At 62.7% G+C, this 23,002-nt stretch carries 19 protein-coding genes; 15 read left to right on the top strand and 4 right to left on the bottom strand.

Features of this window, described 5'->3' with window-relative positions; translation table 11 throughout:
- Window positions 1-17: 17 nt before the first annotated feature.
- Window positions 18-872, top strand: coding sequence for an ABC transporter permease (locus ACP92_RS16940; RefSeq protein WP_013235332.1), 855 nt, complete (start codon window positions 18-20; stop codon window positions 870-872).
- 122 nt (window positions 873-994) lie between these two features.
- Window positions 995-2,428: a multidrug transporter subunit MdtD gene (gene mdtD, locus ACP92_RS16935; protein WP_232284858.1), complete on the top strand. Its 1,434-nt coding sequence runs from the start codon at window positions 995-997 to the stop codon at window positions 2,426-2,428.
- A gap of 37 nt (window positions 2,429-2,465) precedes the next feature.
- Here mdtD and ACP92_RS16930 read toward each other — a convergent pair whose 3' ends face one another.
- Together ACP92_RS16930 and ACP92_RS16925 are read right to left on the bottom strand one after the other, a co-directional pair.
- Window positions 2,466-3,152 carry a Fe2+-dependent dioxygenase gene (locus ACP92_RS16930; protein ID WP_013235330.1) on the bottom strand — a complete coding sequence of 229 codons (687 nt, stop codon included), beginning with the start codon at window positions 3,150-3,152 and terminating at the stop codon, window positions 2,466-2,468.
- Window positions 3,153-3,175: 23 nt separating this feature from the next.
- Window positions 3,176-5,392, bottom strand: coding sequence for a TonB-dependent receptor (locus ACP92_RS16925; RefSeq protein ID WP_013235329.1), 2,217 nt, complete (start codon window positions 5,390-5,392; stop codon window positions 3,176-3,178).
- A 356-nt stretch (window positions 5,393-5,748) separates the two neighbouring features.
- Between ACP92_RS16925 and ACP92_RS16920 the strand changes: the two genes are divergently transcribed.
- From ACP92_RS16920 to ACP92_RS16885, 8 genes are all read left to right on the top strand, one after another.
- Complete coding sequence (locus tag ACP92_RS16920; protein WP_013235328.1) at window positions 5,749-6,411, top strand: response regulator transcription factor; 663 nt, start codon at window positions 5,749-5,751, stop codon at window positions 6,409-6,411.
- Window positions 6,412-6,427: 16 nt separating this feature from the next.
- A complete protein-coding gene (locus ACP92_RS16915) occupies window positions 6,428-7,807 on the top strand; it encodes a sensor histidine kinase (RefSeq protein ID WP_013235327.1) in 1,380 nt (459 codons plus the stop codon).
- A gap of 72 nt (window positions 7,808-7,879) precedes the next feature.
- Window positions 7,880-8,098 (top strand): hypothetical protein, encoded by a 219-nt coding sequence (locus tag ACP92_RS16910; RefSeq protein WP_041311049.1) that lies wholly within the window; start codon window positions 7,880-7,882, stop codon window positions 8,096-8,098.
- Window positions 8,099-8,194: 96 nt separating this feature from the next.
- On the top strand, window positions 8,195-8,851 hold the full coding sequence (locus ACP92_RS16905; protein WP_013235326.1) for a DUF1345 domain-containing protein: 657 nt from the start codon (window positions 8,195-8,197) through the stop codon (window positions 8,849-8,851).
- A 213-nt stretch (window positions 8,852-9,064) separates the two neighbouring features.
- The gene (locus ACP92_RS16900; protein ID WP_013235325.1) at window positions 9,065-12,547 is read left to right on the top strand and encodes a response regulator; all 3,483 of its coding nucleotides are present in this window, start codon (window positions 9,065-9,067) and stop codon (window positions 12,545-12,547) included.
- Window positions 12,532-13,383, top strand: coding sequence for a CheR family methyltransferase (locus ACP92_RS16895; protein ID WP_013235324.1), 852 nt, complete (start codon window positions 12,532-12,534; stop codon window positions 13,381-13,383). The genes ACP92_RS16900 and ACP92_RS16895 overlap by 16 nt, the downstream gene beginning before the upstream one ends.
- The gene (locus tag ACP92_RS16890; RefSeq protein WP_013235323.1) at window positions 13,380-14,015 is read left to right on the top strand and encodes a chemotaxis protein CheB; all 636 of its coding nucleotides are present in this window, start codon (window positions 13,380-13,382) and stop codon (window positions 14,013-14,015) included. Before ACP92_RS16895 ends, ACP92_RS16890 begins: the two co-directional genes overlap by 4 nt.
- Window positions 14,012-15,130 (top strand): hybrid sensor histidine kinase/response regulator, encoded by a 1,119-nt coding sequence (locus ACP92_RS16885; RefSeq protein WP_013235322.1) that lies wholly within the window; start codon window positions 14,012-14,014, stop codon window positions 15,128-15,130. Before ACP92_RS16890 ends, ACP92_RS16885 begins: the two co-directional genes overlap by 4 nt.
- A gap of 41 nt (window positions 15,131-15,171) precedes the next feature.
- Here the strand turns inward: ACP92_RS16885 and ACP92_RS16880 are convergent, their stop codons facing one another.
- The gene (locus tag ACP92_RS16880) at window positions 15,172-15,636 is read right to left on the bottom strand and encodes a hypothetical protein (RefSeq protein ID WP_041311045.1); all 465 of its coding nucleotides are present in this window, start codon (window positions 15,634-15,636) and stop codon (window positions 15,172-15,174) included.
- Window positions 15,637-15,990: 354 nt separating this feature from the next.
- On the opposite strand from ACP92_RS16880, the gene ACP92_RS16875 reads away from it, so the two are divergent.
- From ACP92_RS16875 to ACP92_RS16860, 4 genes are all read left to right on the top strand, one after another.
- Window positions 15,991-16,461, top strand: coding sequence for a nuclear transport factor 2 family protein (locus ACP92_RS16875; RefSeq protein ID WP_013235321.1), 471 nt, complete (start codon window positions 15,991-15,993; stop codon window positions 16,459-16,461).
- Window positions 16,462-16,470: 9 nt separating this feature from the next.
- Window positions 16,471-17,028, top strand: a complete 558-nt coding sequence (locus ACP92_RS16870) for a TetR/AcrR family transcriptional regulator (RefSeq protein ID WP_013235320.1) — start codon at window positions 16,471-16,473, stop codon at window positions 17,026-17,028.
- A 138-nt stretch (window positions 17,029-17,166) separates the two neighbouring features.
- Entirely contained in the window at window positions 17,167-18,276 is a 1,110-nt protein-coding gene (locus tag ACP92_RS16865) for a suppressor of fused domain protein (RefSeq protein WP_240727253.1), read from the top strand.
- 166 nt (window positions 18,277-18,442) lie between these two features.
- Window positions 18,443-18,862, top strand: a complete 420-nt coding sequence (locus ACP92_RS16860) for a lysozyme inhibitor LprI family protein (protein WP_013235318.1) — start codon at window positions 18,443-18,445, stop codon at window positions 18,860-18,862.
- Between the two features lie 174 nt (window positions 18,863-19,036).
- Here ACP92_RS16860 and mgtA read toward each other — a convergent pair whose 3' ends face one another.
- Window positions 19,037-21,799, bottom strand: coding sequence for a magnesium-translocating P-type ATPase (mgtA, locus tag ACP92_RS16855; protein ID WP_013235317.1), 2,763 nt, complete (start codon window positions 21,797-21,799; stop codon window positions 19,037-19,039).
- 867 nt (window positions 21,800-22,666) lie between these two features.
- On the opposite strand from mgtA, the gene ACP92_RS16850 reads away from it, so the two are divergent.
- Window positions 22,667-22,849: a hypothetical protein gene (locus ACP92_RS16850; protein WP_041311042.1), complete on the top strand. Its 183-nt coding sequence runs from the start codon at window positions 22,667-22,669 to the stop codon at window positions 22,847-22,849.
- Window positions 22,850-23,002: the final 153 nt, after the last annotated feature.

Below are 23,002 nucleotides of genomic sequence, written 5' to 3'. Positions count from 1 at the left end.
AAATACAGGGGAGTCTCATGACACAAGCACAAGCCAGCCAATCCGCCGCGACGATGGACATCGCCGCCGTCGAAGCCGAGGCCCAGCGCAAGATCCGCGCACGAAAACAACTGGTCATCGGCCTGCGCATCGCTATCCTGGTGATCGTGCTGGGCGGCTGGGAAGTCTGCGCGCGCATCGGCTGGATCGATCCCTTCTTCTTCTCGCAACCCTCCCTGATCGTGGCGCAGATCTATGACTGGATGGTCGAAGGCACCTCGCAGGGCCCGCTCTGGACCCAGGTGCTGGTGACGCTGGAAGAGACCGTGCTGGGCTTCCTGATCGGTTCGGTGGCCGGTGTCATTGCCGGCATCGTCCTGGGCCGCAACAAGCTGCTCTCGGATGTCTTCAGCCTCTATATCCAGATCGCCAACTCGATTCCACGCGTGGTGCTGGGCTCCATCTTTGTCATCGCCTTCGGCCTGGGCATGGCGTCCAAGGTGGCGCTGGCAGTGGTGATGGTGTTCTTCGTGGTCTTTGCCAATGCCTTCCAGGGTGTGCGCGAGGCCGACCGCTACATGATCGCCAATGCCCAGATCCTGGGCGCCTCGCGTCGTCAGGTCACCATGGCCGTGGTGATCCCCTCGGCGCTGTCGTGGATCCTGGCCAGCCTGCATGTGAGTTTCGGCTTTGCCCTGGTGGGCGCGGTGGTGGGGGAATTCCTCGGTTCCAAGCAGGGCATCGGCCTGCTGATCTCTACCGCTCAGGGCGCATTCAACGCCAGCGGCGTGTTCGCGGCCATGATCGTGCTGGCCGTGGTGGCGCTGGCGGCGGACTGGCTCTTGCATGCGCTGGAACGGCGTCTGCTGAAGTGGCGTCCGCAAGCCTTCTGATGGGAAACGCCCAAGGGCGTAGAATGTCGCGGTAGTGCGCGGGGATACGGCGAGCTTGTCTGTACCGTCTCCCTGCCTTGCCCGCCTTGTCTTGTCGGCACGTTTCCCATTCTTCCTTCGCCATGTCTGCCAACCAGCCGCCCCGTCTGCGCGACACCCCGTCCTCTCCTTCTACCTCTGCTTCTGCCTCCATCAATGATCCGGTCACCCAGCGTGCCTTGCTGTGGATAGTCGCGTCCGGCTTCTTCATGCAGACGCTGGACACCACCATCGTCAATACCGCCTTGCCCGCCATGGCGCGCAGCCTGGGCGAGCCGGTGCTGAACATGCACCCGGTGGTGGTGGCCTACACCCTCACCATGGCCTCACTGACCCCGGCCTCGGGTTGGCTGGCTGACCGTTTCGGCACACGCCGCATGTATTTCGCGGCGATCCTGCTGTTTTCGCTGGGTTCGCTGCTGTGCGCCATGGCGTCCAGCCTGCCCATGCTGCTGGCGGCCCGCGTGGTGCAGGGGCTGGGCGGTTCCATGCTGCTGCCGGTGGGGCGGCTGGCGGTGTTGCGGGCGGTGCCGGGGGCGCAGTACATCGCTGCGCTGGCGTCGATCTCGATTGCCGGGCAGCTCGGCCCGGTGGTGGGGCCAGTACTGGGCGGGTGGCTGGTGGAAAGCCTGTCGTGGCACTGGATCTTCCTGATCAACCTGCCAGTTGGCGTACTGGGCATGGGCGCTGTGCTGTATTTCCTTCCCGATGACAGCCTTGCCGGCACGCCGCGCTTCGATCTGCTGGGGTGTGTCTTGCTCTCGGCCTGCATGGTGGCCTTTTCGCTGGCGCTGGATGTGCCGTTCGACAGCCACCGTACCGGCTGGAGCATCGCCCTGTTCGTCGTGGCGGCGCTTACAGTACTTGGCTATTGGCGACATGCCTCGGTTCATCCGCGGCCATTGTTTCGGCTGGGTTTGTTTGGCGAACCCAATTTCAGCATCGGACTGGCCGGCAACCTGGTCTGCCGTATCGGTTCCTCGGCGGTGCCTTTCCTGCTGCCGCTGCTGTTGCAGGTGCGGCTGGGCTATTCGCCCCTGCATGCTGGCATGGTGTTGCTGCCGGCGGCCATTGCCGGCACCATCGCCAAGCCCTGGATCGCCCCGCTGGTCAAGCGCTTCGGCTATGACCGCTTCCTGCTGGTCAATACGGCCATCGTCGGCGCGGCCATCATGTCCTTTGCGCTGATCACGCCGGACTGGCCCTTGACGGCGGCCATCGTGCAACTGGCCATCTTCGGTGCATCGAACTCGATGCAGTTCGCGGCCATGAACAGCGTCACCCTCAAGGGCTTGGACAAGCGCGACGCCGGCAGCGGCAACAGTCTCTTTTCCATGGTGCAGATGCTGGCCATCGGCCTGGGCGTGACCATCGGTGGGACCATGGTCAATCTCTTCAAGAGCGAGGTCGGCACGGCTACCAACGCCAGCTTCCAGATCACCTTTGCCATCGTCGGCGCGATCACGCTGGCGTCGGCCTGGGTGTTCCGCAAGATGGATCCGCGCTACTTCAAGTAAACGTAAAACGATATAAATAATTTGAAAGAGGGGGCGATCAGGTATCGCTCCATTGCCGCAGCAGGTTGTGATAGCAGCCCACCAGGGTACGCCGGGCCAGGGCATCGGCCTCGGTCTGGTTCAGGCGCTGGATGGCGTTGTCCATGTCGAACAGCAGCTGGCGCTGGCCGTCGTCGCGCACCAGGCTTTGCACCCAGAAGAAGCAGGCCAGGCGCACCCCGCGCGTGACCGGCGTGACCGTGTGCAGGCTGGTGGCCGGATAGAGCACCATGTCTCCCGCCGCCAGCTTGACGCTGTGCGCGCCATAGCTGTCATCGATCTGCAGGTCGCCACCATCGTAATCGCCCGGGTCGGCCAGGAACAGCGTGGCCGAGACATCGGTGCGCAGCTTGCGGCCATTGTGCGGATGGATGCGCACGCTGCCGTCGACGTGCGCGCCGAAGTGCATGCCCTCGCCGTAGCGGTTGAACATGGGCGGGTAGATCAGGTTGGGCAGCGCCGCGCTGATGAAGCGCGGGTGCCGCTCCAGCGCCGACACGATGATGCGCTGGCATTGCAGGGCGACTTCGGAATGCTCGTCGATCTGCTGGTTGAACTTGACCGGCGCACCCTGATAGCCGGCCGTGACGCGCCCATCCACCCAGGCCTCGCCGGCCTGCTCCAGCAGGCTGCGCACTGTCTGGAGGGCTTGTGTATCCAGCAGTTGGGGAATGGTGATGAGCATGGGCGCGTCCTCTTTTCTTTTTTTTACATGCGATAGGTCAGCGACAGCAGGGCAGTGCGGCCCGAACCCGGGACGGAGCGGCCGCCGTCGGACTGGATCAGCGCGTCGTAATACATCTTGTTGCTCAGGTTGTAGAGGTTCAGGCGGATGTCGTAGGCCTTGGTGGTGTAGGCCAGCATGGCGTCATACCGGGTATAGCCGCCCACCTGCACGGTGTTGGGCGCGTCGGCATAACGCTGCGACATATAGCTGGCGCCGCCGCCGATCTGCCAGTGCGGGGCCAGGTCGTAGGTGGTCCAGGTGGTCAGGGTGTGCTTGGGGGTATTGACCGGGACCTTGCCGACCGAGTTGTCGCCCGCTGCGCCCTCCAGCACCTTGGCGCCCAGGTAGGTGTAGTTGGCTGCGACCTGCCACTCGCGCGTGATGTGGCCGGTGGCGCCGGCGCGGGCGCCATTGACGCGCACCTTGCCCGCCAGTGCGTAGACGCCGGTAGCGACCTGGCTGCGGGCGTTGTCCTTGGTGATCTGGAAGGCGGCGGCCGTGAGGGCCAGGCCATCAGCCAGATCCCACTTGCCGCCCAGTTCATAGGAACGGTTCTTTTCCGGGTCCAGATTCTGCTGGCCCTGGGTGCCGGTCAGCTGTTCCAGCGAGGGATTGAACGAGGTGCCATAGGAGACGTAGTAAGCCTGGGCCGAGGTCGGTTGCCAGATCGCGCCCGAGCGCAGGCTCAGGAAATTGATGGTCTGGCTGGCGGCCGCTGGCGTGCGGGCGCTGGCGATGGAGTTGGTGATGCTGGCGATGTAGCGGTCATAGCGCAACCCGCCGACCAGCTTGAATTGCGGTACCAGTTCGACGGTGTCGCCCACATAGGCGGCCACGGTGTTGGCGCTGCCGCCGGCGCGGTTTCCGGTGCTCGAGCTCACGCTGCTGCCGGCCGCGCTGTAGCTGGGGTTGAGCAGCGGGACGCAGTCCACGTAGCCGGTGGTGGCGCCGTTGGCATTGAGCGCAGTGCCGTTGCAACTGCCGTTGCGATAGTAGTTCTGGTTGTCGTATCCGTCATGCCCCACTTCCACGCCGACCACCGCATCGTGCTTGATGCTGCCGGTGGCGAACTTGGCGGTCAGCTCGGTCTGGTTGAAGATGGAATAGTCGGTGATGACGCGGTCATGGCTCTGGCCACGCACGAACAGGCTGGACAGTGGCAGGTTGCTGGAGGCATTGACGAGCTGCGTGAAGCCAGCGCCCGAGACGGTTCCGATGGTGTTGGGCGCCGTCTCCACCGCATCGGTGTGGACGTAGTTGAACTGGGTCTGGTTGCGCAGGGTGACGTCGGGCGCGATCTTGTGCTTGACGCCGACGTTGAACGAGGCCACGTCCTGGATGGTGCGGTCGCTGTTCAGGCCATAGGCAGTGTCGCGACCGACGTTGGCGGGATGGCCGTTCAAGGGCGGCAGGCCGTAGTCGGGCTGGTCCTGGTTGTGTTGCAGCAGCGCCGAGAGGGTGATTTCGGTGGGGGTGCCGATGCCCCAGACATAGGAGCCGGCCAGGCCGAAGTCTTGCACATCGGTCTGCTTGCGCGTGCTGGCCGCGCCGTTCTGGGCCATGGCTTCGATGCGCAGGGCCGAGGTGTCCGACAGCGGGCGGTTGACGTCGACGGTGCTGCGCACCAGGCCATTGGTGGTGATCGAGCCAGAGATCTCGGTGGCCGCCTTCAGGTTGGCCTTCTTGCTGACCTGGTTGATGATGCCGCCGGTCGAGCCGCGTCCGAACAGCATCGAAGAGGGGCCCATCAGGACTTCCACTTCATCGATGGCGAAGGTGTCGCGATAGTATTGCCCACGGTCGCGGAAGCCATCGAGGTAGATGTCGGTGCGCGCCGAGAAACCATTGAGGTTGATGTTGTTGCCGATCTGGCCGCCCTCGGCGCCGCCCAGGGTGATGCCGGAGACGTTGCGCAGCGCATCGGACAGCGAACTCGCCCCTTGCGATTGCATCTGCGCCTTGTTCACCACAGTCACCGATTGCGGCACGTCGCGCAGGTCGGCCGGCAGCTTGGTGAGGGCCGTGCCGGTGCTGGCGAAATCATCGCGCTGGCCTTGCACCGTCACCGGAGCGAGCTGGCCGTCGGCGGCAGGCTTGCCGGCGCTGGTGGTAGTCGGGGAAACCTGCTGGGCGTGCAGGGACAGAGGAGCGGCGAAGGTGGCCACCAAAGCGGCGGCAATCGGAGTCAGACGGTTCATGTTTTTCTTGTGTTGAAGTGGAGTCGGAAACAATGAGCCGATCCCGCTCGCGCAGGACCGGCTCGAATGGCTGGCTACTCCGTGCTTCCACAAGGAAGACCGTTTGGCTGGCTGATGACCAGTATTGTTATGTATGCAAATGAGTTGGATTCTCATTCGCATGGGCGGCAAGAATAAGGGGGGAGTCTGACAAATTCCTGTCATCAGGCTGACGCCGTCCTGAATGTGACGAAAAAGTAACACTCATCGCCGTCCCCCAGCCTGATCGGGAGTCGCCTGATTTGCAGCATCGTCGCGGCTGCAATACGATGCACCGGTTACGCAGCGTTTTTGCGCCTTTTTTTGACAACGTCCCTATGAATGTTTTGCTGGTCGAAGACGACCCGGTCCTGACCGACGGCCTCTCGCGCGTGCTCAATTCGCACGGCTTTACCGTGCATACGGTCAACAATGGCAACGATGCCCTCTCGCAGCGGTTCAATGCCGCTGTGCTGGTGCTGGACATCGGCCTGCCCGGCATCGATGGCTTCGAAGTGCTGCGGCGCATGCGCGCGGCTGGCAACAATACGCCGGTGCTGCTGCTGACCGCGCGCGACACCATCCCCGACCGCGTGCATGGGCTGGAGCTGGGCGCCGATGATTACCTGGTCAAGCCCTTCGCCACGCCTGAACTGGTGGCGCGCATCAAGGCGCTGATCCGCCGCAGCGCACCGCAGCCGGCGCAACTGACGGTGGGCGGCCTGTCGCTGGACAATGCCACCAAGCGCGCCGACATCGATGGCCGCAAGATCGAACTGTCGCTGCGGGAATGGACTGTGCTGGAATACCTGATGCAACATGCTTCGCGCGTGGTCTCCAAGCAGCAGATCATCGACGCCGTGCTGCCCTGGGGCGAGGATTTCACCATCAATGCGGTGGAAGTCTATGTCTCGCGCATCCGTCTGAAGATCGCTGATTCGGGCGTGGCCATCCGCACCATCCGCGGCTTCGGCTACATGCTCGAAAAGAGCGAGGCCTGAGCCCGCCGCAGACCGCATGACCGCAATGCATTCCAGCATCCGGCGCGACCTGCTCAAGTGGTTGATCGCGCCGCTCTTGCTGGTCAATCTGATCGGCGCAGGCCTGACCTACTGGCTGGCCTGGCTGCCGGCCCAGCACGCTTTCGACCAGAACCTGATGGATTCCACCTGGGGCCTGTACGCCCAGGTGCGTCACCGCCAGGAGCGCACCACCGCCGAACTGACCCAGCAGGCCGAACAGATCCTGCGCAGCAACCATTCCGACACCACCTTCTTCGCCGTGCGCAATACCGAGGGCCAGATCGTGGTGGGGGACAAGGGCTTCCCGCAACTGCCGGCAAGCGACGTCTTCGACCGTCCCATCAATTACGATGGCGAGATGCGCGGTGAGCCGGTGCGTATCGCCGCCATGCAGGTGCGGGTCAAGAACGGCGTGATCTGGGTCGCCGTGGCCGAGACCATCCGCAAGCGCGACCGCGCCCACTACACTATCCTGCTGTCCTTCCTGGTGCTGGACGGGGCGCTGACCTTCGCCTCCATCTTCGTGGTGCTGGTGGCGGTGCGGCGCGGCCTGCGTCCCTTGAAGAGCCTGCAGCGCAACCTGGAGCAGCGCGACCACGGCAAGCTGGGCGCCATCGATGGACGGGGTGCGCCGGTGGAGCTGCAACCGCTGATCGTGGCGATGAACGAGCTCATGGCGCGCATCAACAAGGGTGAGCAGGCCCAGCAGAATTTCATGGCCGATGTGGCGCACCAGTTGCGCACCCCGCTCACGGGCCTGAAGCTGCAGCTCGAACTGCTGCATGACAAGCATCAGGACCAGCCCGACACCGCCCGTTCGCTGGCGATGATGAATTCCTCGGTGGAGCGCATGATCCGCCAGAGCCGCCAGCTGCTGGCGCTGGCGCGCTCCGAACCTGGCCTGTTCGAAAGCCGCAAGCTGGAAGAACTGTCGCTGGACAAGCTGGTGGAAGAGTCGGTCCAGCACTTCATCGAAGAGGCCGACAAGAAGCGCATCGACCTGGGCTTCGACCTGCGGCCGGCCCGTCTGCGCGGCGACCGCTTCCTGCTGAGCGACCTGATCGACAACCTCATCGACAATGCGGTGCGCTATTCGCCGCCACACGGCACGGTCACCGTGCGCTGCCTGGAAGAGCAGGACGCCACCGTGCTCTCCGTAGAGGATTCGGGACCGGGCATTGCGCCCGAACACCGCGAGCTGATCTTCGATCGTTTCTACCGCGCCAACGACAAGGTGGCTGGCAGCGGCCTGGGCCTGGCCATCGTGCGCGAGATCGCCCACGACCATGGCGGCGTGATCAGCGTGGATTGCAAGGAGCAAGGGCAGGGCACCATCTTCACGGTGCGCTTCCCGCTGGCGCCGCCGGCAGCCTGAGCCAACGCAGCGCCGAACCTCGGGCGCAAGGCCCTGTCCAACCGGCTCCATCTTGATGAACCAGGAGGCAACATGAGTGACAAGGTCCTGCAAAGCGGTACCCACATCGCCCGCTATGATGCGGTCGAGAAACCCGACCATGCCTTTGAGGCGCAGGTCTTCGTGCGCCTGGCGCGCGAGCCGGAACTGGCGGAAACCTATATCCCCGTGGGCATCTTCCCCACCGAAGAGGAAGCCCTGGCCAGCGCCCGCGAACGCGCCCAGCGCGCCCTCAAGGAGCATGAGTTCTGATGTTCTGACGCCGTTGACCATCCAGCTTCACGGCGCGGCCTGCTGAGGCCGCGCCCATGACCGCCCCTGATGGGCTAGCCCTTACAGAAAAAGAATATGTCCGTTGCCCGCCAGATCGTCCAGGTCCACCCCCGTCTGCTCATCGGCTTGGCCGTCGGGATCGTCGCCGCCGTCTTCTTGCCGGCCACCACCTGGACCGGGCGCTGCCTGGTCGGCTGGAACGCCGGGGTCTGGTTCTATCTGCTGAGCTTGTGGCTGATGATGCTGCGGGCCGACGCCGAGGCCGTGCGCCGTCTGGCCGAGACCGAGGACGAGAGCGCCCAGGTGGTGCTGGTGATGGTCTGCGTGGCGGCCGTGGCCAGCCTCCTGGCGATCCTGCTGGAGCTGGCCGGCAACAGCCATGGCGACCGCAGCAAGCTGTTGCGCTATGCGTTTACGGCCTCGACCGTCTTCGGGGCCTGGCTGCTGATCGGCACCATCTTCACGCTGCACTATGCGCGCCTGTTCTATGCCGAGGATGATGATCCCCAGGCGCTGCCGCTGCGCTTTCCCGATGGGCAGCGCCAGCCCGACTACTGGGATTTCCTCTATTTCTCCTTCACCATCAGCGTGGCCGTGCAGACCTCCGATGTCGGCGTGGCCACGCGTGCGCTGCGCAAGACGGTGCTGGCGCACTCGCTGATCTGCTTCGTCTTCAACGCCGCCATCATCGGCCTGTCCATCAATATTGCCGCCGGCCTGGCGGGGAATTGAACCGAATCTGTCCGCGCCTGTCCTAGCCGGGTTTGGAAACCGGAGCCGCCACGCGAGGTTTCTGTGCAAGTCCAGGACCGGACGTATAATCCCGGCTTTCCTGGCAGCAATACAAGGGGAGGGGGACGCAGAGCCCCCGCAGCTCGACTAACGATTCGAACAATGGAGCGCGCCGTGCGGGTTTATTCCAGCCAAGCAGAAGAACGTATTGCCATGTTGAAGCGCCAGGGCAAGGGCGCCTTTTCCGGTCCGCCGCTGCCGCTGGGGCCGCTGATCGGCTTTGCCGTCGCCATCCTGGCGGTGGTCCTCATCGCCCTGTTTACCTATGAAGCCTCGGTCAGCCGGGGCCAGGCGGCCAATGCCGTGTCCCATACCATGAAGGTGCGCGAGCAGTTGCAGTCCCTGGTGTCCACCCTCAAGGATGCCGAGACCAGCCAGCGCGGCTACCTGCTGACCGGCACCGAGAGCTATCTGTCTCCCTATAACCAGGCGCGCGCGGCGCTGCCTGGCGAGATCGCCCGTCTGCGTGCACTGCTGGCCGACAACCCGGACCAGTTGCAGCGCCTGTCGCAGATCGAAGGCATCACCAACGACAAGCTGCAGGAACTCGCCGAGACCATCGACCTGCGCCGCAAGGGCGATGCCGCCGCCGCCCTGGCGGTGGTGCAGTCAGATCGCGGCAAGATGTCCATGGACCGCGTGCGCACCCTGGCGCGCGAGATGGAAGGAGAAGAACGCGACCTGCTGGCCGCCCGTCAGTCTGACTGGCGCGATGCGGTGAGTTTTTCCACGGCGGTCGCCTGGGGCGGCTCGGGGCTGCTGCTGGTGCTCATCGTGGCCGCAGCGATGACCACCTCGCGCGACTACCGCCAGCGTGAGAAACAGGCCTGGATAAGGGCCGGCCAGATGGGCCTGGCCGAGCGCCTGCAAGGCGAGCAACGGCTCGATGCGCTGGGCGACAATACCCTGTCCTTCCTCACCGCCTATCTCAACGCCCAGGTCGGCGCGATCTACCTGCGCAGCGATGGCGGCGACTTCGAGCGCTTTGCCAGCCATGCCCTGGACGACGCCGACGGCCCGCGCACCCTGCACAGCGGCCAGGGCCTGCTGGGTCAGGCCGCCAAGCTCAACCGCGCCATGCACGTCAAGGACGTGCCCGAGGATTACCTCACCATCTCGTCGGCCGTGGGCCGCCGCCAGCCGCGTGAGCTGATGGTGGTGCCGGCCAGCGCCGACGGCATGGTCCAGGCGGTGTTCGAGCTGGGCTTCCTGCGCCAGGTGCGACCGGAAGAAGAGGAATTGCTGGCGCGCCTGTCGGACCAGATCGCCATCGCCGTGCGTTCCTCCAAGGACCGCACCCGCCTGGAAGAACTGCTGGAAGAAACCCAGCGCCAGTCCGAGGAATTGCAGGCCCAGCAGGAAGAGCTGCGCGTCAACAACGAAGAGCTGGAAGAGCAGGGCCAGGCACTGAAGGCCTCGCAGCTGCGCCTGGAGACCCAGCAGGCCGAGCTGGAAGAAACCAATGCCCAGCTGGAAGAACAGACGCAATTGCTGGAACTGCAGAAGGACGACCTGGCCAAGACCCAGGTGGTGCTGGTGGAAAAGGCCACTGAGCTGGAGCGCGCCAACCAGTACAAGAGCGAATTCCTGGCCAACATGAGCCATGAACTGCGCACGCCGCTCAACTCCACCCTGATCCTGGCCAAGCTGCTGGCCGACAACAAGCAAGGCAACCTTTCTGATGAGCAGGTGCGCTTCGCCCAGACCATTTCTTCGGCGGGTAACGACCTGCTGGCGCTGATCAACGATATCCTGGACCTCTCCAAGATGGAGGCCGGCAAGCTGGACATCGTCCCTGAATCCTTCCCCCTGACCAAGCTGGCCGACGAGCTCAGCGCCAGCTTCGCCATCACGGCCCAGCAGAAGGGGCTGGGCTTCAAGGTGGAAGTGGAGCCGGGCGTGCCGCAGCGCATGGAAACCGACATCCAGCGCCTGGGCCAGATCCTCAAGAACCTGCTTTCCAACGCCATCAAGTTCACCGAGAAGGGGGAAGTCAGCCTGCGCATCTATCCCGATGCAGGCGGGCGCATCGCCTTCGCAGTGCGCGACACCGGCATCGGCATCGGCGAAGACCAGCACCAGTTCATCTTCGAAGCCTTCCGCCAGGCCGATGGCAGCACGCATCGCAAATACGGCGGCACCGGCCTGGGCCTGTCGATCTCGCGCGACCTGGCCCATCTGCTGGGCGGCGACATCCGCGTCACCAGCCGCCTGGGCGAGGGCAGCATCTTCACCCTGTCCCTGCCGCCGCTCTACAGCAGCGAGCAGGCCGTCAGCAACACCGCCCCGGAGCCCACGCCGGCAGCCGCAGCGGCGGCCTCGACCCTGCAGGCCGCGCACGTGGCCACCGCCCCCGACGTGCGCATCAACCGCACCCCGGCGGCCGCCGCGCCGCAGCGCCTGCAAGAGATTTCCATCGATGATGACCGCGACCGCATCGAGACTTCCTCGCGCCTGATCCTGGTGATCGAGGACGATGCCGCCTTCGCCATGATCCTGCGCGACCTGGCCCGCGAGATGGGCTTCCAGTGCGTGGTCACGCATTCGGCCAACGAGGGCGTGGCCGCCGCCGAGATGTATCGCCCCAGCGCCATCCTGATGGACATGAACCTGCCCGACTTCTCCGGCCTGGGCGTGCTGGACCAGATCAAGCGCAATCCCAAGACCCGCCACATCCCGGTGCACGTGGTCTCGGTGGCTGATTATTCGCATGAAGCCATGGAGCGCGGCGCCATCGGCTATGCCCTGAAACCGGTGCAGCGCGAAGAACTGATTGGCGCGATCCGCAAGCTCGAAGCCAAGTTCCTGCAGGGCTTGCGCCATGTGCTGGTGGTCGAGGACGACGCCCGCCAGCTCGACAGCATCCGCCAACTGCTGGCCGGCGAGAACATCAACCTGGTCGGCGTGCGCACCGCCGCCGACGCGCTGGCCCGGCTGCGCCAGAACACCTTCGATTGCATGGTGATGGACCTGAACCTGCCCGACCTGTCCGGCTACCAGTTGCTGGAAAAGATGGCCGAGCAGGAGCACGTGGCCTTCCCGCCGGTGATCGTCTATACCGGCCGCTCGCTGTCGGCCGAGGAAGAGCAGAACCTGCGCCGCTTCTCGCGCTCCATCATCATCAAGGATGCGCGCTCGCCTGAGCGCCTGCTTGACGAAGTCACGTTGTTCCTGCACCAGGTCGAGACCACGCTGCCGGCCGAGAGCCAACGCATGCTCAAGGTCGCGCGCGACCGCGAGACGGTCTTCGAAGGCCGTCGCATCCTGGTGGTGGAAGACGATGTGCGCAATATCTTTGCGCTCTCCTCGGTGCTGGAGCCCAAGGGCATGAAGGTCGAGATCGCCCGCAATGGCCGCGAGGCGCTGCAAGCCCTGCAACGCAGCCAGGACAAGCCCGATGCGCCCATCGACCTGGTGCTCATGGATATCATGATGCCGGAGATGGATGGCCTGACCGCCATGCGCGAGATCCGCAAGCAGGCCGTGTGGAAGCGCCTGCCCATCATCGCCCTGACCGCCAAGGCGATGAAGGACGACCAGGAGAAATGCCTGGCCGCTGGCGCCAATGACTATATCGCCAAGCCCCTGGACGTGGAAAAACTGTTGTCGCTGGTACGTGTATGGATGCCCAAATAAACCAGGCCCTGGCCAACCGGCATTTCGATATCGAGATGCAGTTGCTGCTGGACGCCATCTATCTGAAGTATCACTGTGATTTCCGCGGCTATGCCGGTGCTTCCTTGAAGCGCCGCCTGGCCACGGCCATGATCCGCTTCGACTGCCAGACCCTGTCGCAGCTGCAGGACCGCGTGCTGCATGATGCCGCGGTATTCCCGCTGCTCATGGAATACCTGACGGTGCAGGTCAGCGAGATGTTCCGCGACCCCAGCTACTTCCTGGCGCTGCGCGAGAAGGTGGTGCCGTTGTTGCGCACCTATCCCTCGCTCAAGATCTGGGTGGCCGGCTGCAGCAGTGGCGAGGAAGTCTATTCCCTGGCCATCCTGCTGCGTGAAGAGGGACTGCTGGAACGCAGCATCATCTACGCCACCGACATCAACCAGAGTGCATTGAAGAAGGCCGAGGCCGGGGTCTATGACCTGGAGCGTATTGCTGGCTTTACCAATAATCACCAGAAATCAGGGGCAAGAACTTCACTTTCGGATTACTATACGGCCGCTTATGGTGCGGTCGTGTTTGACAAGTCCCTGCGCAAGAACGTGGTGTTCTCCGATCACAGCCTGGCCACCGACAGCGTCTTCGCCGAAATGCACCTGGTCTCCTGCCGCAATGTGCTGATCTATTTCAACCGGCAGTTGCAGGAGCGCGCGCTGGGCCTGTTTCGCGAGTCGCTGGTGCGCAAGGGCTTCCTGGGACTGGGTTCCAAGGAGTCGCTGCGTTTTTCCAGTCACGCCGTGGCCTTTGAAGAAGTGGTGCGGGAAGACCGCATCTTCCAGAAGAAGGGAGACCTGTGAGCGAGCTGCCCCTGCCCGAGCTGGCTGCGCGCCCCATCGAGGCCATCGTCATCGGCGCCTCGGCAGGCGGCGTGGAAGCCTTGTCGGAGATCCTGCCGGCGCTGCGGCGTGGCGCCGCAGTGGCGACCATGGTGGTGCTGCATCTGCCGCGCGAGCGGCCCAGCCTCCTGGCGCAGATCTTTGCCGACCGTTGCCGCCAACCGGTGGTGGAAGCCCAGGACAAGGAGCCGGCCCAGGCCGGGGTGATCCATTTCGCGCCGCCCGACTATCATCTGCTGGTCGACCGCAGCGAGGACGGACCCATCCTGGCCATGTCCAATGACGAACTGGTCAACTACTCGCGACCGGCCATCGATGTGCTGTTCGAGTCCGCTGCCGATGTCTATGGACCGCGCCTGCTGGGCATCCTGCTCACCGGCGGCAACCATGACGGTGCAGCCGGCATGCAGGCCATCGCCCGCGCCGGTGGCGTGACGGTGGTGCAGAGTCCGCAGCAGGCGCAGGTGCCGTACATGCCGGCGCAGGCGCTGGCCATGGGAAACATCGATTACGTGCTCACGCTGCAGCAGATCGCCGATCTGCTGCGCACCCTGGGCGCAAGCGGGCTTGCCCAAGAAAAGGAACGCAGGTGACAGAACAACATAAGGACAGAGACCTGCCACGGGTGAAATTCCTGCTGGTCGATGATCTCGACGAAAATTTGCTGGCCCTGTCGGCGCTGCTGCAACGCGACGATGTCGAACTGCTGCTGGCCCGCTCGGGCCTGGAAGCGCTGGAACTGTTGCTGGTGCACGAGGTGGCGCTGGCCTTCATCGATGTGCAGATGCCCGACATGGACGGCTTCGAACTGGCCGAGCTGATCCGTGGCAGCGAGCGCACCCGCAACGTGCCCCTGATCTTCGTCACCGCCGGCGTGCGCGACGAGCGCCGCCTGTTCAAGGGCTACGAGAGCGGGGCGGTGGATTTCCTCTACAAGCCCATCGAGCCGCACATCCTGCGCAACAAGGCCGAGGTCTTCTTCCAGCTGTATCGCCAGAAGCAGCAACTGGCGCTGGAGTTGCGCGAACGCACCGAGACACTGCGCCTGAACGAAATGTTCGTCGCCATCCTCGGCCACGACCTGCGCAACCCTTTAAGCGCCGTGATGATGGCCGCCACGCTGCTGCAGCGGACCTACAAGGAAGAAGTGGCGCAGAAAGCCTCGCAACAGATCCTCAATGGCGGCAAGCGCATGGCCAAGCTGATCGAGAACATGCTCGACCTGGCCCGCGCCCGCCTGGCCGGTGGCATTCCGCTGGCGCGCGCCAGCGCCTGCCTGGGCGAGATCACCGAACGGGTCGTGCAGGAATACCAGGCCACCTATCCCGGCAGCGTCATCGAGCGCCGCATCGAAGGTGACGACAACGGCTACTGGGACGGCGACCGCCTGGCCCAGGTTGCCGCCAACCTGCTGGGCAATGCCTTGCAACACGGCGAGCCGGGGCATCCGATCTGCATCGGCATCGATGGCCGCAGCGAGCATGAGGTCGTGATGGTCATCGCCAACCGGGGCGTGATTCCGGCGGATCTGTTGCCGGTGATCTTCGATCCCTTCCGTGGCGGCGAGCGCGAGGCTGGCCGCAAGGAAGGGCTGGGACTGGGGCTGTTCATTGCGCAGCAGATCGTCAAGGCGCATGGCGGCAGTATCAGCATGAGCTCTGACGATCAGTTGCAGACGATGGTGACGGTGAGGTTGCCACGGCGCTAGCCGGCCCTCGCCTGACATCGCCGCCCATGCAAGCGCCAGACCTAGTGGCGCGCGCCCAGATGATCCTGCTGGCGCAGACGGGCCAGATTCATTCCCGCAGCGACCAGGATCGCCGAAGCGGACCAGCACCAGAATGCCGGGTACTGGCTGAATTCCTTGGCGAATAGCGGGGCGAAGAAGGTGTCCAGGGCCGCCAGCGCGAAGAAGAGGGAGCATCCCGGATGGCTGATCAGGCGTCCCTTCCTGGTCATGAAGAGGGAGGCGATCAGGCCGGTGTTGACCAGCGCGTAACTGCCCATCCAGATCAGTTGCGGGTCCGGTCGCTCGACGATGGACGTCAGAAAGACGAATGAATAGAGCAAGGCCACGTATCCCAGATCATTGTTCTGCAAAGGCAGACCCAGCGAGATCATGAACAGCACCCATCCCGCCACGATGAGATAGCGCGCCTTGGCCAAGTACGGCGTAGCGGCAGGGCTGTCGGGAACGACATTGAGGGTGGACATCGGCGGCTCCTGATCAAAGAGAGGAAAGCAATGGCATGCTTGACTTTCCAAAGACCGATAGCAAACCGTAAGGTTCTCCACCGTCCTGGTTTCGCTTGGTCCGCAGGTCGCGTTGACCAGTTCCTATCCATCCCTTGTATAGATCTTCCCCTTGAAAGCCTGCTCCCTGGAGCGGGCTTTTTGCATTGGAGCCAGCTCTATCCCTCGCTGTTGCAGCCCCGACCAGCCCTCCCGACGAGTGTTGCGGATAGGACATGTCTCCATAAATAGCTTGCCAAGCCAAGGTGACCGGTCTATATTGTCTGTACCGAACAGTACATTGTGTGTTGTTCAGTACATTCAAGGAGAAAAACCATGTCGATCCGTCCGCCACTTCCGCCGTTCACACGTGAAACCGCCATCGAAAAAGTCCGTCTTGCCGAGAATGGCTGGAATACCCGCGATGCCGAAAAAGTCGCGCTGGCCTATACCGAAGACAGCTGGTGGCGCAATCGCGCCGAGTTCGCCCAGGGCCGCGAAGCCATCACCGCCTTGCTCAAGCGCAAATGGACGCGCGAGCTGGATTACCGCCTGGTCAAGGAGCTGTGGGCCTTTGACGGCGCGCGCATCGCCGTGCGTTTCGCCTACGAGTACCATGATGATTCCGGCCAGTGGTACCGCGCCTATGGCAACGAGAACTGGGAATTCGACGAGCAGGGCCTGATGCACCACCGTCACGCCTGCATCAACGAGCATCCGATCAAGCCGGAAGAACGCAAATTCCTGTGGGACAATAGCGGCCCACGCCCAGCCGATCATCCGGGGTTGAGCGATTTCGGTATCTAAGGAAGAGGAATGGCTAGAGTCATTGCGGAAAAGGAAGATGTGATCCCCCTGCTGGCGGAGGTATTTCGCACCTATGGTTTCGAGGGTGCGAGTCTGGCGCGCATCAGCGAAGGCACCAAGCTTGGCCGGGGCAGCATCTATCACTTTTTCCCTGGCGGCAAAGAGGAAATGGCGCAGGCCGTGCTGGGCCACGTGGATGCGTGGTTCAGGCGGCATGTGTTTGAATCGCTCGCTGAGCATGAGGACGCCGAGGCAGGGATCAAGGCCATGTTCGACGATGTGAGCCGCTATTTCCTTTCCGGGCAGCGGGTTTGCCTGGTGGGTGTATTCGCGCTGGGCAACGAGCGCGATCGATTTGCCGTGATGGTCCGCGATTACTTTACCGCCTGGATCGACGCGCTCGCGTCCGCACTGGTGCGGACGGGGCGCAAACCGAAGGAAGCCAGGATGCTGGCCGAGGAAGTTGTGGGAGGGATTCAGGGGGCTCTGGTGCTGGCCCGGGCTCTGGATCAGACCGATGTTTTTGCTGATGCGATGAAACGTTTTCAGAAGCGTCTTTTGGGGTGATGGGTAGAAACCGAGGCCTGCGTTAGCACGATTGGAGAGATCCGAAGTTATGTTTACCTGTCCATGCTGTGGCTATGCGGTGTTTTGCTCACCGCTCCCTATAAAATCTTTGCAGATCGGCAATCGAATGGAGTGACTGTGACGGATCAGAAAACTAACTCTTTCAATTCTTCCAATTCGCAAGATGATGTCGATGTCGATGTCGATGCCGTGGGCTGGTCGGCTATCGATGCCAGTCTTGCAGCGCTCTATGGGGACCAGGTTCCCCTGCACATGGGCACGCTGATCAAGCATCGCCTAGGCGGGCCGGATCCCCTGGATGGCATCAGCGTCTATTACCGTTCCCATCCGGTGCCGCATTGGCACTATGTGACCTATGGTTTTTCGGAACTATACGATAAAGAGCAGGAGGACCAGGAAGAGAGCGGCTACGGCTTTGAGCTGACTTTCCGCTTGCAGGCAGCCCCGGGAAGCACAGAGCCACCAAGCTGGGTGTTTTCGTTGCTGCAGAATCTGGCGCGCTATGTCTTCAGCACGGGTAATGTCTTCAGGCCAGGTCAATGGATGTCCGCCAACGGTCCGATTGCACTCGACACGGATACCCGAATCTGCTCCATGGCGATGACCAGTGATCCGGAGCTGCCAGCGCTGGACACCCCCAATGGCCACCTGCGATTTATCCAGGTAGTCGGCCTCACCCTGGAAGAAGAGCACGCAGCAAAACAATGGTCGCCGCAAGATCTCCTGGATGCGCTGCTGCCCCATATGCCATTGTGGATTACGGACCTGGATCGTGGCTCATTGCTGGATGATCCGGCGTTGGCCAGCCAGGTGAATGCGGGCATGGAGCGTGACGGCTCCAGTAGCGGATTCATGTACACGGATGTCTTGGGCATCGCGCAGCGCAGGCGCCTGCTGCGTTCGCCTCTCACTGAGGTGACCCTGGGCGCTCGCCAGGCAGGTGAACTGTGCAAGCTGCTGCCGCTGCGGATTCCTTTCGGAAGACCCTTTACGCTGGCAGGACGCGATTGGCGGCTTCAGTTCGAGCCTGGAGAGACGTGTGGGGTGGCCACCTACGATCAACGTGTGGTGATCACAATGACCTCTGCGTGCGCGCAAGACTTCGCGCACACACTGCTTGCGCGGGCGGGCAGCTATCAGTTGGCTCAACTGCCCAATGTTTCCTGGCTTGTGCAGAAGACGTTTATCCGTGACGCCAGTGGTAATGTCGTCAACACCATCGGATGACGTTCGTGATTGATCGAGCGCGGATACTGCCGCCGTTAGGGGAGACGGGCGATCCGGTGTGTGCCAGCCTGATGGACGAAGTGCAGGCTGCTTCTTTCCCCACTCAGGGCATTCCGGCGTTCCTTGTGGAGCGGCCAAATTTGCGCTCGTATTGATAGGAATAGATATGTTTGAAGTGATGAAGAAGTTTTCGATCTTGCTTCTGTTTTCAGTGTGTGCGACCAGTTTTGCGCAAGAGAAAGCGCATCCAATTGATATCTGGCTCCAGCGTGCTATCGAAAAGGACTCTTCTACCGTCGGCATGAGAGAGGCCACGAATCAGGCGAGACAGATGTGGGATAAGGAATTGAATAAGTCATACCTGCATCTGATGAGCCGGCTACCGGCTGCGCAGCAGGAAGTCCTGCGCGCTTCTCAAAGAGCATGGATCAAATTCAGAGATGCCGATGGCGAGGTCATCTCTAGAATCGTCGCTGCACAGCAGGGAACGATATTTCAACTGACCGCAACTTCGTATTGGATGGAGCTGACCAAGGCGCGTGCTTTGCAACTGGATGGTTACGATAGATCCTTTGAAGGTGAATAGAAACGTACTTAATGGATAGCGTTGCAGTCAGTCCGGCTCCTGCCTCACAAGGATCGCGCGACGAATGGCACAAGTAAAAAAATGCCTGCTCCCAAGAGCAGGCATTTTCATTTCTTACTTGATCAGCTTGACCAAGCTGATTGACTTGCGGGGCTTGTACGCTAACGCTAACGCTCACTGCCACCCATACCGCTTGGCATACCACCCCTTCATCCCCTGAATGAGCACCGCATACGCCACCAGAATTCCTACCAGCCACGGGAAGTAGGACAGCGGCAGCGCCTCCAGCTTGAAGTAATGCGCCAGCGGCGTCATCGGGATCGCAATGCCGATGGCCATGATGATCAGCGTCATCCCCATCAGCGGCCACGAGGCGCGGCTCTGGAAGAAGGGTATGCGGCGGGTGCGGATCATGTGCACGATCAGCGTCTGCGACAGCAGCCCTTCGATGAACCAGCCGGACTGGAACAGGGTTTGATGTTCCGGTGAACTGGCGCCGAAGATGAACCACATCAGCGCAAAGGTCGTGATGTCGAAGATCGAGCTGATCGGTCCGAAGAAGACCATGAAGCGGCCGATGTCACCGGCATCCCAGCGCTGCGGCTTTTCCAGGAATTCCTTGTCGACGTTGTCGAAGGGAATCGAGATCTGCGAGACGTCATACAGCAGGTTCTGCACCAGCAGATGCAAGGGCAGCATCGGCAGGAAGGGCAGGAAGGCGCTGGCGATCAGTACCGAGAAGACATTGCCGAAGTTGGAGCTGGCCGTCATCTTGATGTATTTCAGCATGTTGGCGAAGGTCTTGCGGCCTTCCAGCACACCTTCTTCCAGCACCATCAGGCTCTTCTCCAGCAGGATCAGGTCGGCCGCTTCCTTGGCGATATCCACGGCGGTATCGACCGAGATGCCGATGTCGGCGGCGCGCAGGGCCGGGGCGTCGTTGATGCCGTCGCCCATGAAGCCGACCACGTGGCCACGGTCATGCAGCACGCGCACGATGCGTTCCTTGTGGGCGGGCGAGAGCTTGGCGAAGACGGTCACGGTTTCCACCGCTTCCGACAGTTCGGCGTCGCTCATCTTCTCGACGTAGGAACCCAGCAGCATGCCCTTGACCTCCAGCCCGACTTCGCGGCAGATCTTGGCGGTGACCAGTTCGTTGTCGCCGGTCAGGATCTTGACCTTCACGCCATGTGCGCGCAGCGCGGCCAGGGCGGGGGCGGTCGATTCCTTGGGAGGATCGAGGAAGGCGATGTAACCGATCAGCACGAGATCCGATTCATCGGCCAGGCTATAGACCTCCTTGGTCGGCGGCAGGTCCTTGGCGGCCACGCCGACCACGCGCAGGCCTTCGGCGTTGAGGCTGCCGGTGGTGGCGCGGATTTCTTCCAGCAGGGCCGGCGTCATCGGCACCACTTCGCCATTGACGCGGGCGCGCGAGCAGACCGAGACGATCTCTTCCACTGCGCCCTTGCAGATCAGTTCGTGGTGATCTTCGCGCTCGGACACTACCACCGACATGCGGCGGCGCTGGAAGTCGAAGGGGATTTCATCGACCTTGCGATAGGCCGAGGCGATGGACATCTCGCGCTGCAGTTCGGCGTGTTCCAGCACGGCCACGTCCAGCAGGTTCTTCAGGCCGGTCTGGTAGTAGCTGTTGAGGTAGGCGTATTGCAGCACTTCGTCGTCGGGCTCGCCGTGGATGTCGGTATGGCGCTCCAGGAAGATCTTGTCCTGGGTGAGCGTGCCGGTCTTGTCGGTGCACAGCACGTCCATGGCGCCGAAGTTCTGGATGGCGTCCAGCCGCTTGACGATCACCTTCTTGCGCGAGAGCGCCACTGCGCCCTTGGCCAGGGTCGAGGTGACGATCATGGGCAGCATCTCGGGTGTCAGGCCGACGGCCACCGAGAGGCCGAACAGGAAGGCCTCGACCCAGTCACCCTTGGTAAAACCGTTGATGAAGAACACCACCGGCGTCATCACCAGCATGAAGCGGATCAGCAGCCAGCTGACCTTGTTCACGCCGGCCTGGAAGGCGGTCGGGGTGCGGTCGGTGGCGGTGACGCGCTCGGCCAGGGCGCCGAAGTAGGTGCGCTTGCCGGTGGTCAGCACCACGCCCGTGGCCGAGCCGCTGACCACGTTGGTGCCCATGAAGCAAAGGTTGTCCAACTCCAGTGGGCTGCTGGTATTGAGGTTGCTGGGGGTGACGAATTTCTCTACCGGCAGCGATTCGCCGGTCATGGCGGCCTGGCTCACGAACAGGTCCTTGGCCGCCAACAGGCGCAGGTCGGCGGGGATCATGTCGCCAGCGGAGAGCAGCACGATATCGCCCGGCACCAACTGACGGATCGGCACTTCGACGCGGCGCGCGCCCTTGGGGTGCAGGGTGACGTCGAAGTAGCGCTGGGCTTCGGCGGCGATCTCTTCGACCTGGTCATGGCGCATCACGGTCGCGGTATTGCTGACCATGGCCTTGAGCTTGTCGGCGGCGGTGTTGGAGCGGGCTTCCTGGACGAAGCGCAGCAGCGTGGAAACTACCACCATGGTGCCGATGACGATGGCGGCCTTCATGTCCTCGGTATAGAAGGACACGGCGGCCAGCAGGGTCAGCAGCAGGTTGAAGGGGTTCTTGTAGCAGTGCCACAGGTGGACGTACCAGGTCAGCGGCTTCTCGTGCTCGACTTCGTTGGGGCCGCTGTGTGCGCGGATGGCGTCGGCTTCCGATTCGGTCAGGCCATCGGGGCGCGAATGCAGGCGTTGCAGCAGGTCCTGGACGTGGCTGCGGGAGGCGTCGCTCAGCTGCTCGGCCAGGGTTTGCGGGACTTCCTTGGTGACCGGGGCGCTGCGGAACATGTCCATGCCCAGGCGGCGGAAGTGGCGATCCATACCGCGTGCGCGGATGAAGCTGACAAAGGTTTCTTTCAGCAGGTTCAGATTCATGGCGTGCTTCTTTTCTTGTTGGTCTTCGTCCCGGGGACGAAGCGGTTTGCATCGCGTCGGCCAGCAGGGTGCGGGCCGGCATCGGGGTCAGCGCCGTGGCCGGCCCCCGCTAAGAACGGGCGGCCGGATGCGGCGCGCTGGGTCTTCGCGTGTTCATGATGGATATGTCTGTCGCATTGCAGCCTCCGCCTGGTTGAGCGGAGCCCCTGTCATCGGCGCCTGATGGCGCAGGCAGACGTGCTGCCGCATGGCGGCTGGCCATGCGGAAAATGCTGCGCCAATACGCCAGCCGGCATCAGACGATCGGCTGCCGGCGCGAAGGCGGGCAGGGCGGTCGTGATGCGGCATGCGTGCTGACGCCGTGTCTGCGGCGGTCGATCGTCGATCTGTCGTTGTGAGGGAATATCGTTGTCAGCGGCGCTGCTGATTCGTGATCGCGGCCAGGATAAAGGCCGTGCGCTGCCGACATGAGATGCCGTCATCTGCCTTGTGCAAGATGACGACAGGAAGAAGTCCTGCTGAAATCCTTGCCGAGGCTTAACCGGTCATTAACCGGCAACAACTGTCACCCGAACAAGTGCCCATGAGAGGGACTCCAGAAAATGAGAACGGGCGAATTCTACGCCCGGGCAGAAAAATGGGTCAAGGCAATTCACCACCGGATGCCGAAAATTTGTGCATCTGCAACAAGCGCTGATCTGACGTCTTATGCTTCATCCCGGCGCGAAGCCCGCGTCCACGCTGCTGTGCAGCACCGATTCTGGGAGTGTTGCTCTTGTCTTCTATGGTGTGCGGCCTATACTCAGATTGAGGCAAGCCCCGCAAGAGTCAGGTCAGCATCATAAAAACTCGACAAGGAGACGCATCATGCCCAACCTCATCATGAACAATCTGATGTTCTTCCTTCCCATGGCGCTGGCGGGGCTGTTGCTCTGTGGCGAGGTGCCGGTGGCGTCGCGGCTGGTGCGTACCAGTTTGAGGGCAGTGGGCGCAGTGTTTGGCGCACTGCTCGCGCTTTTAGTACTGGAGGCACTGCCAGTGCTAATCTAGCGGGCTTTTCGCAGCCCGCTTTGCCGCTCGTTGCGGCAGTGGCCGGGCATCGGCACAGGCATTTTTCCAAGGAACCTAGCCTATCTGGTCTGCCGATCGCCCCGCCCTTGATTTCCCTAGGCCGATGTCTTCACAGTGGTCTCGTGGCGGCCC

The sequence above is a fragment of the Herbaspirillum seropedicae genome (genome assembly GCF_001040945.1).
Lineage (GTDB): Bacteria > Pseudomonadota > Gammaproteobacteria > Burkholderiales > Burkholderiaceae_D > Herbaspirillum > Herbaspirillum seropedicae.
This window is presented reverse-complemented; position numbering and strand designations above follow the sequence as displayed.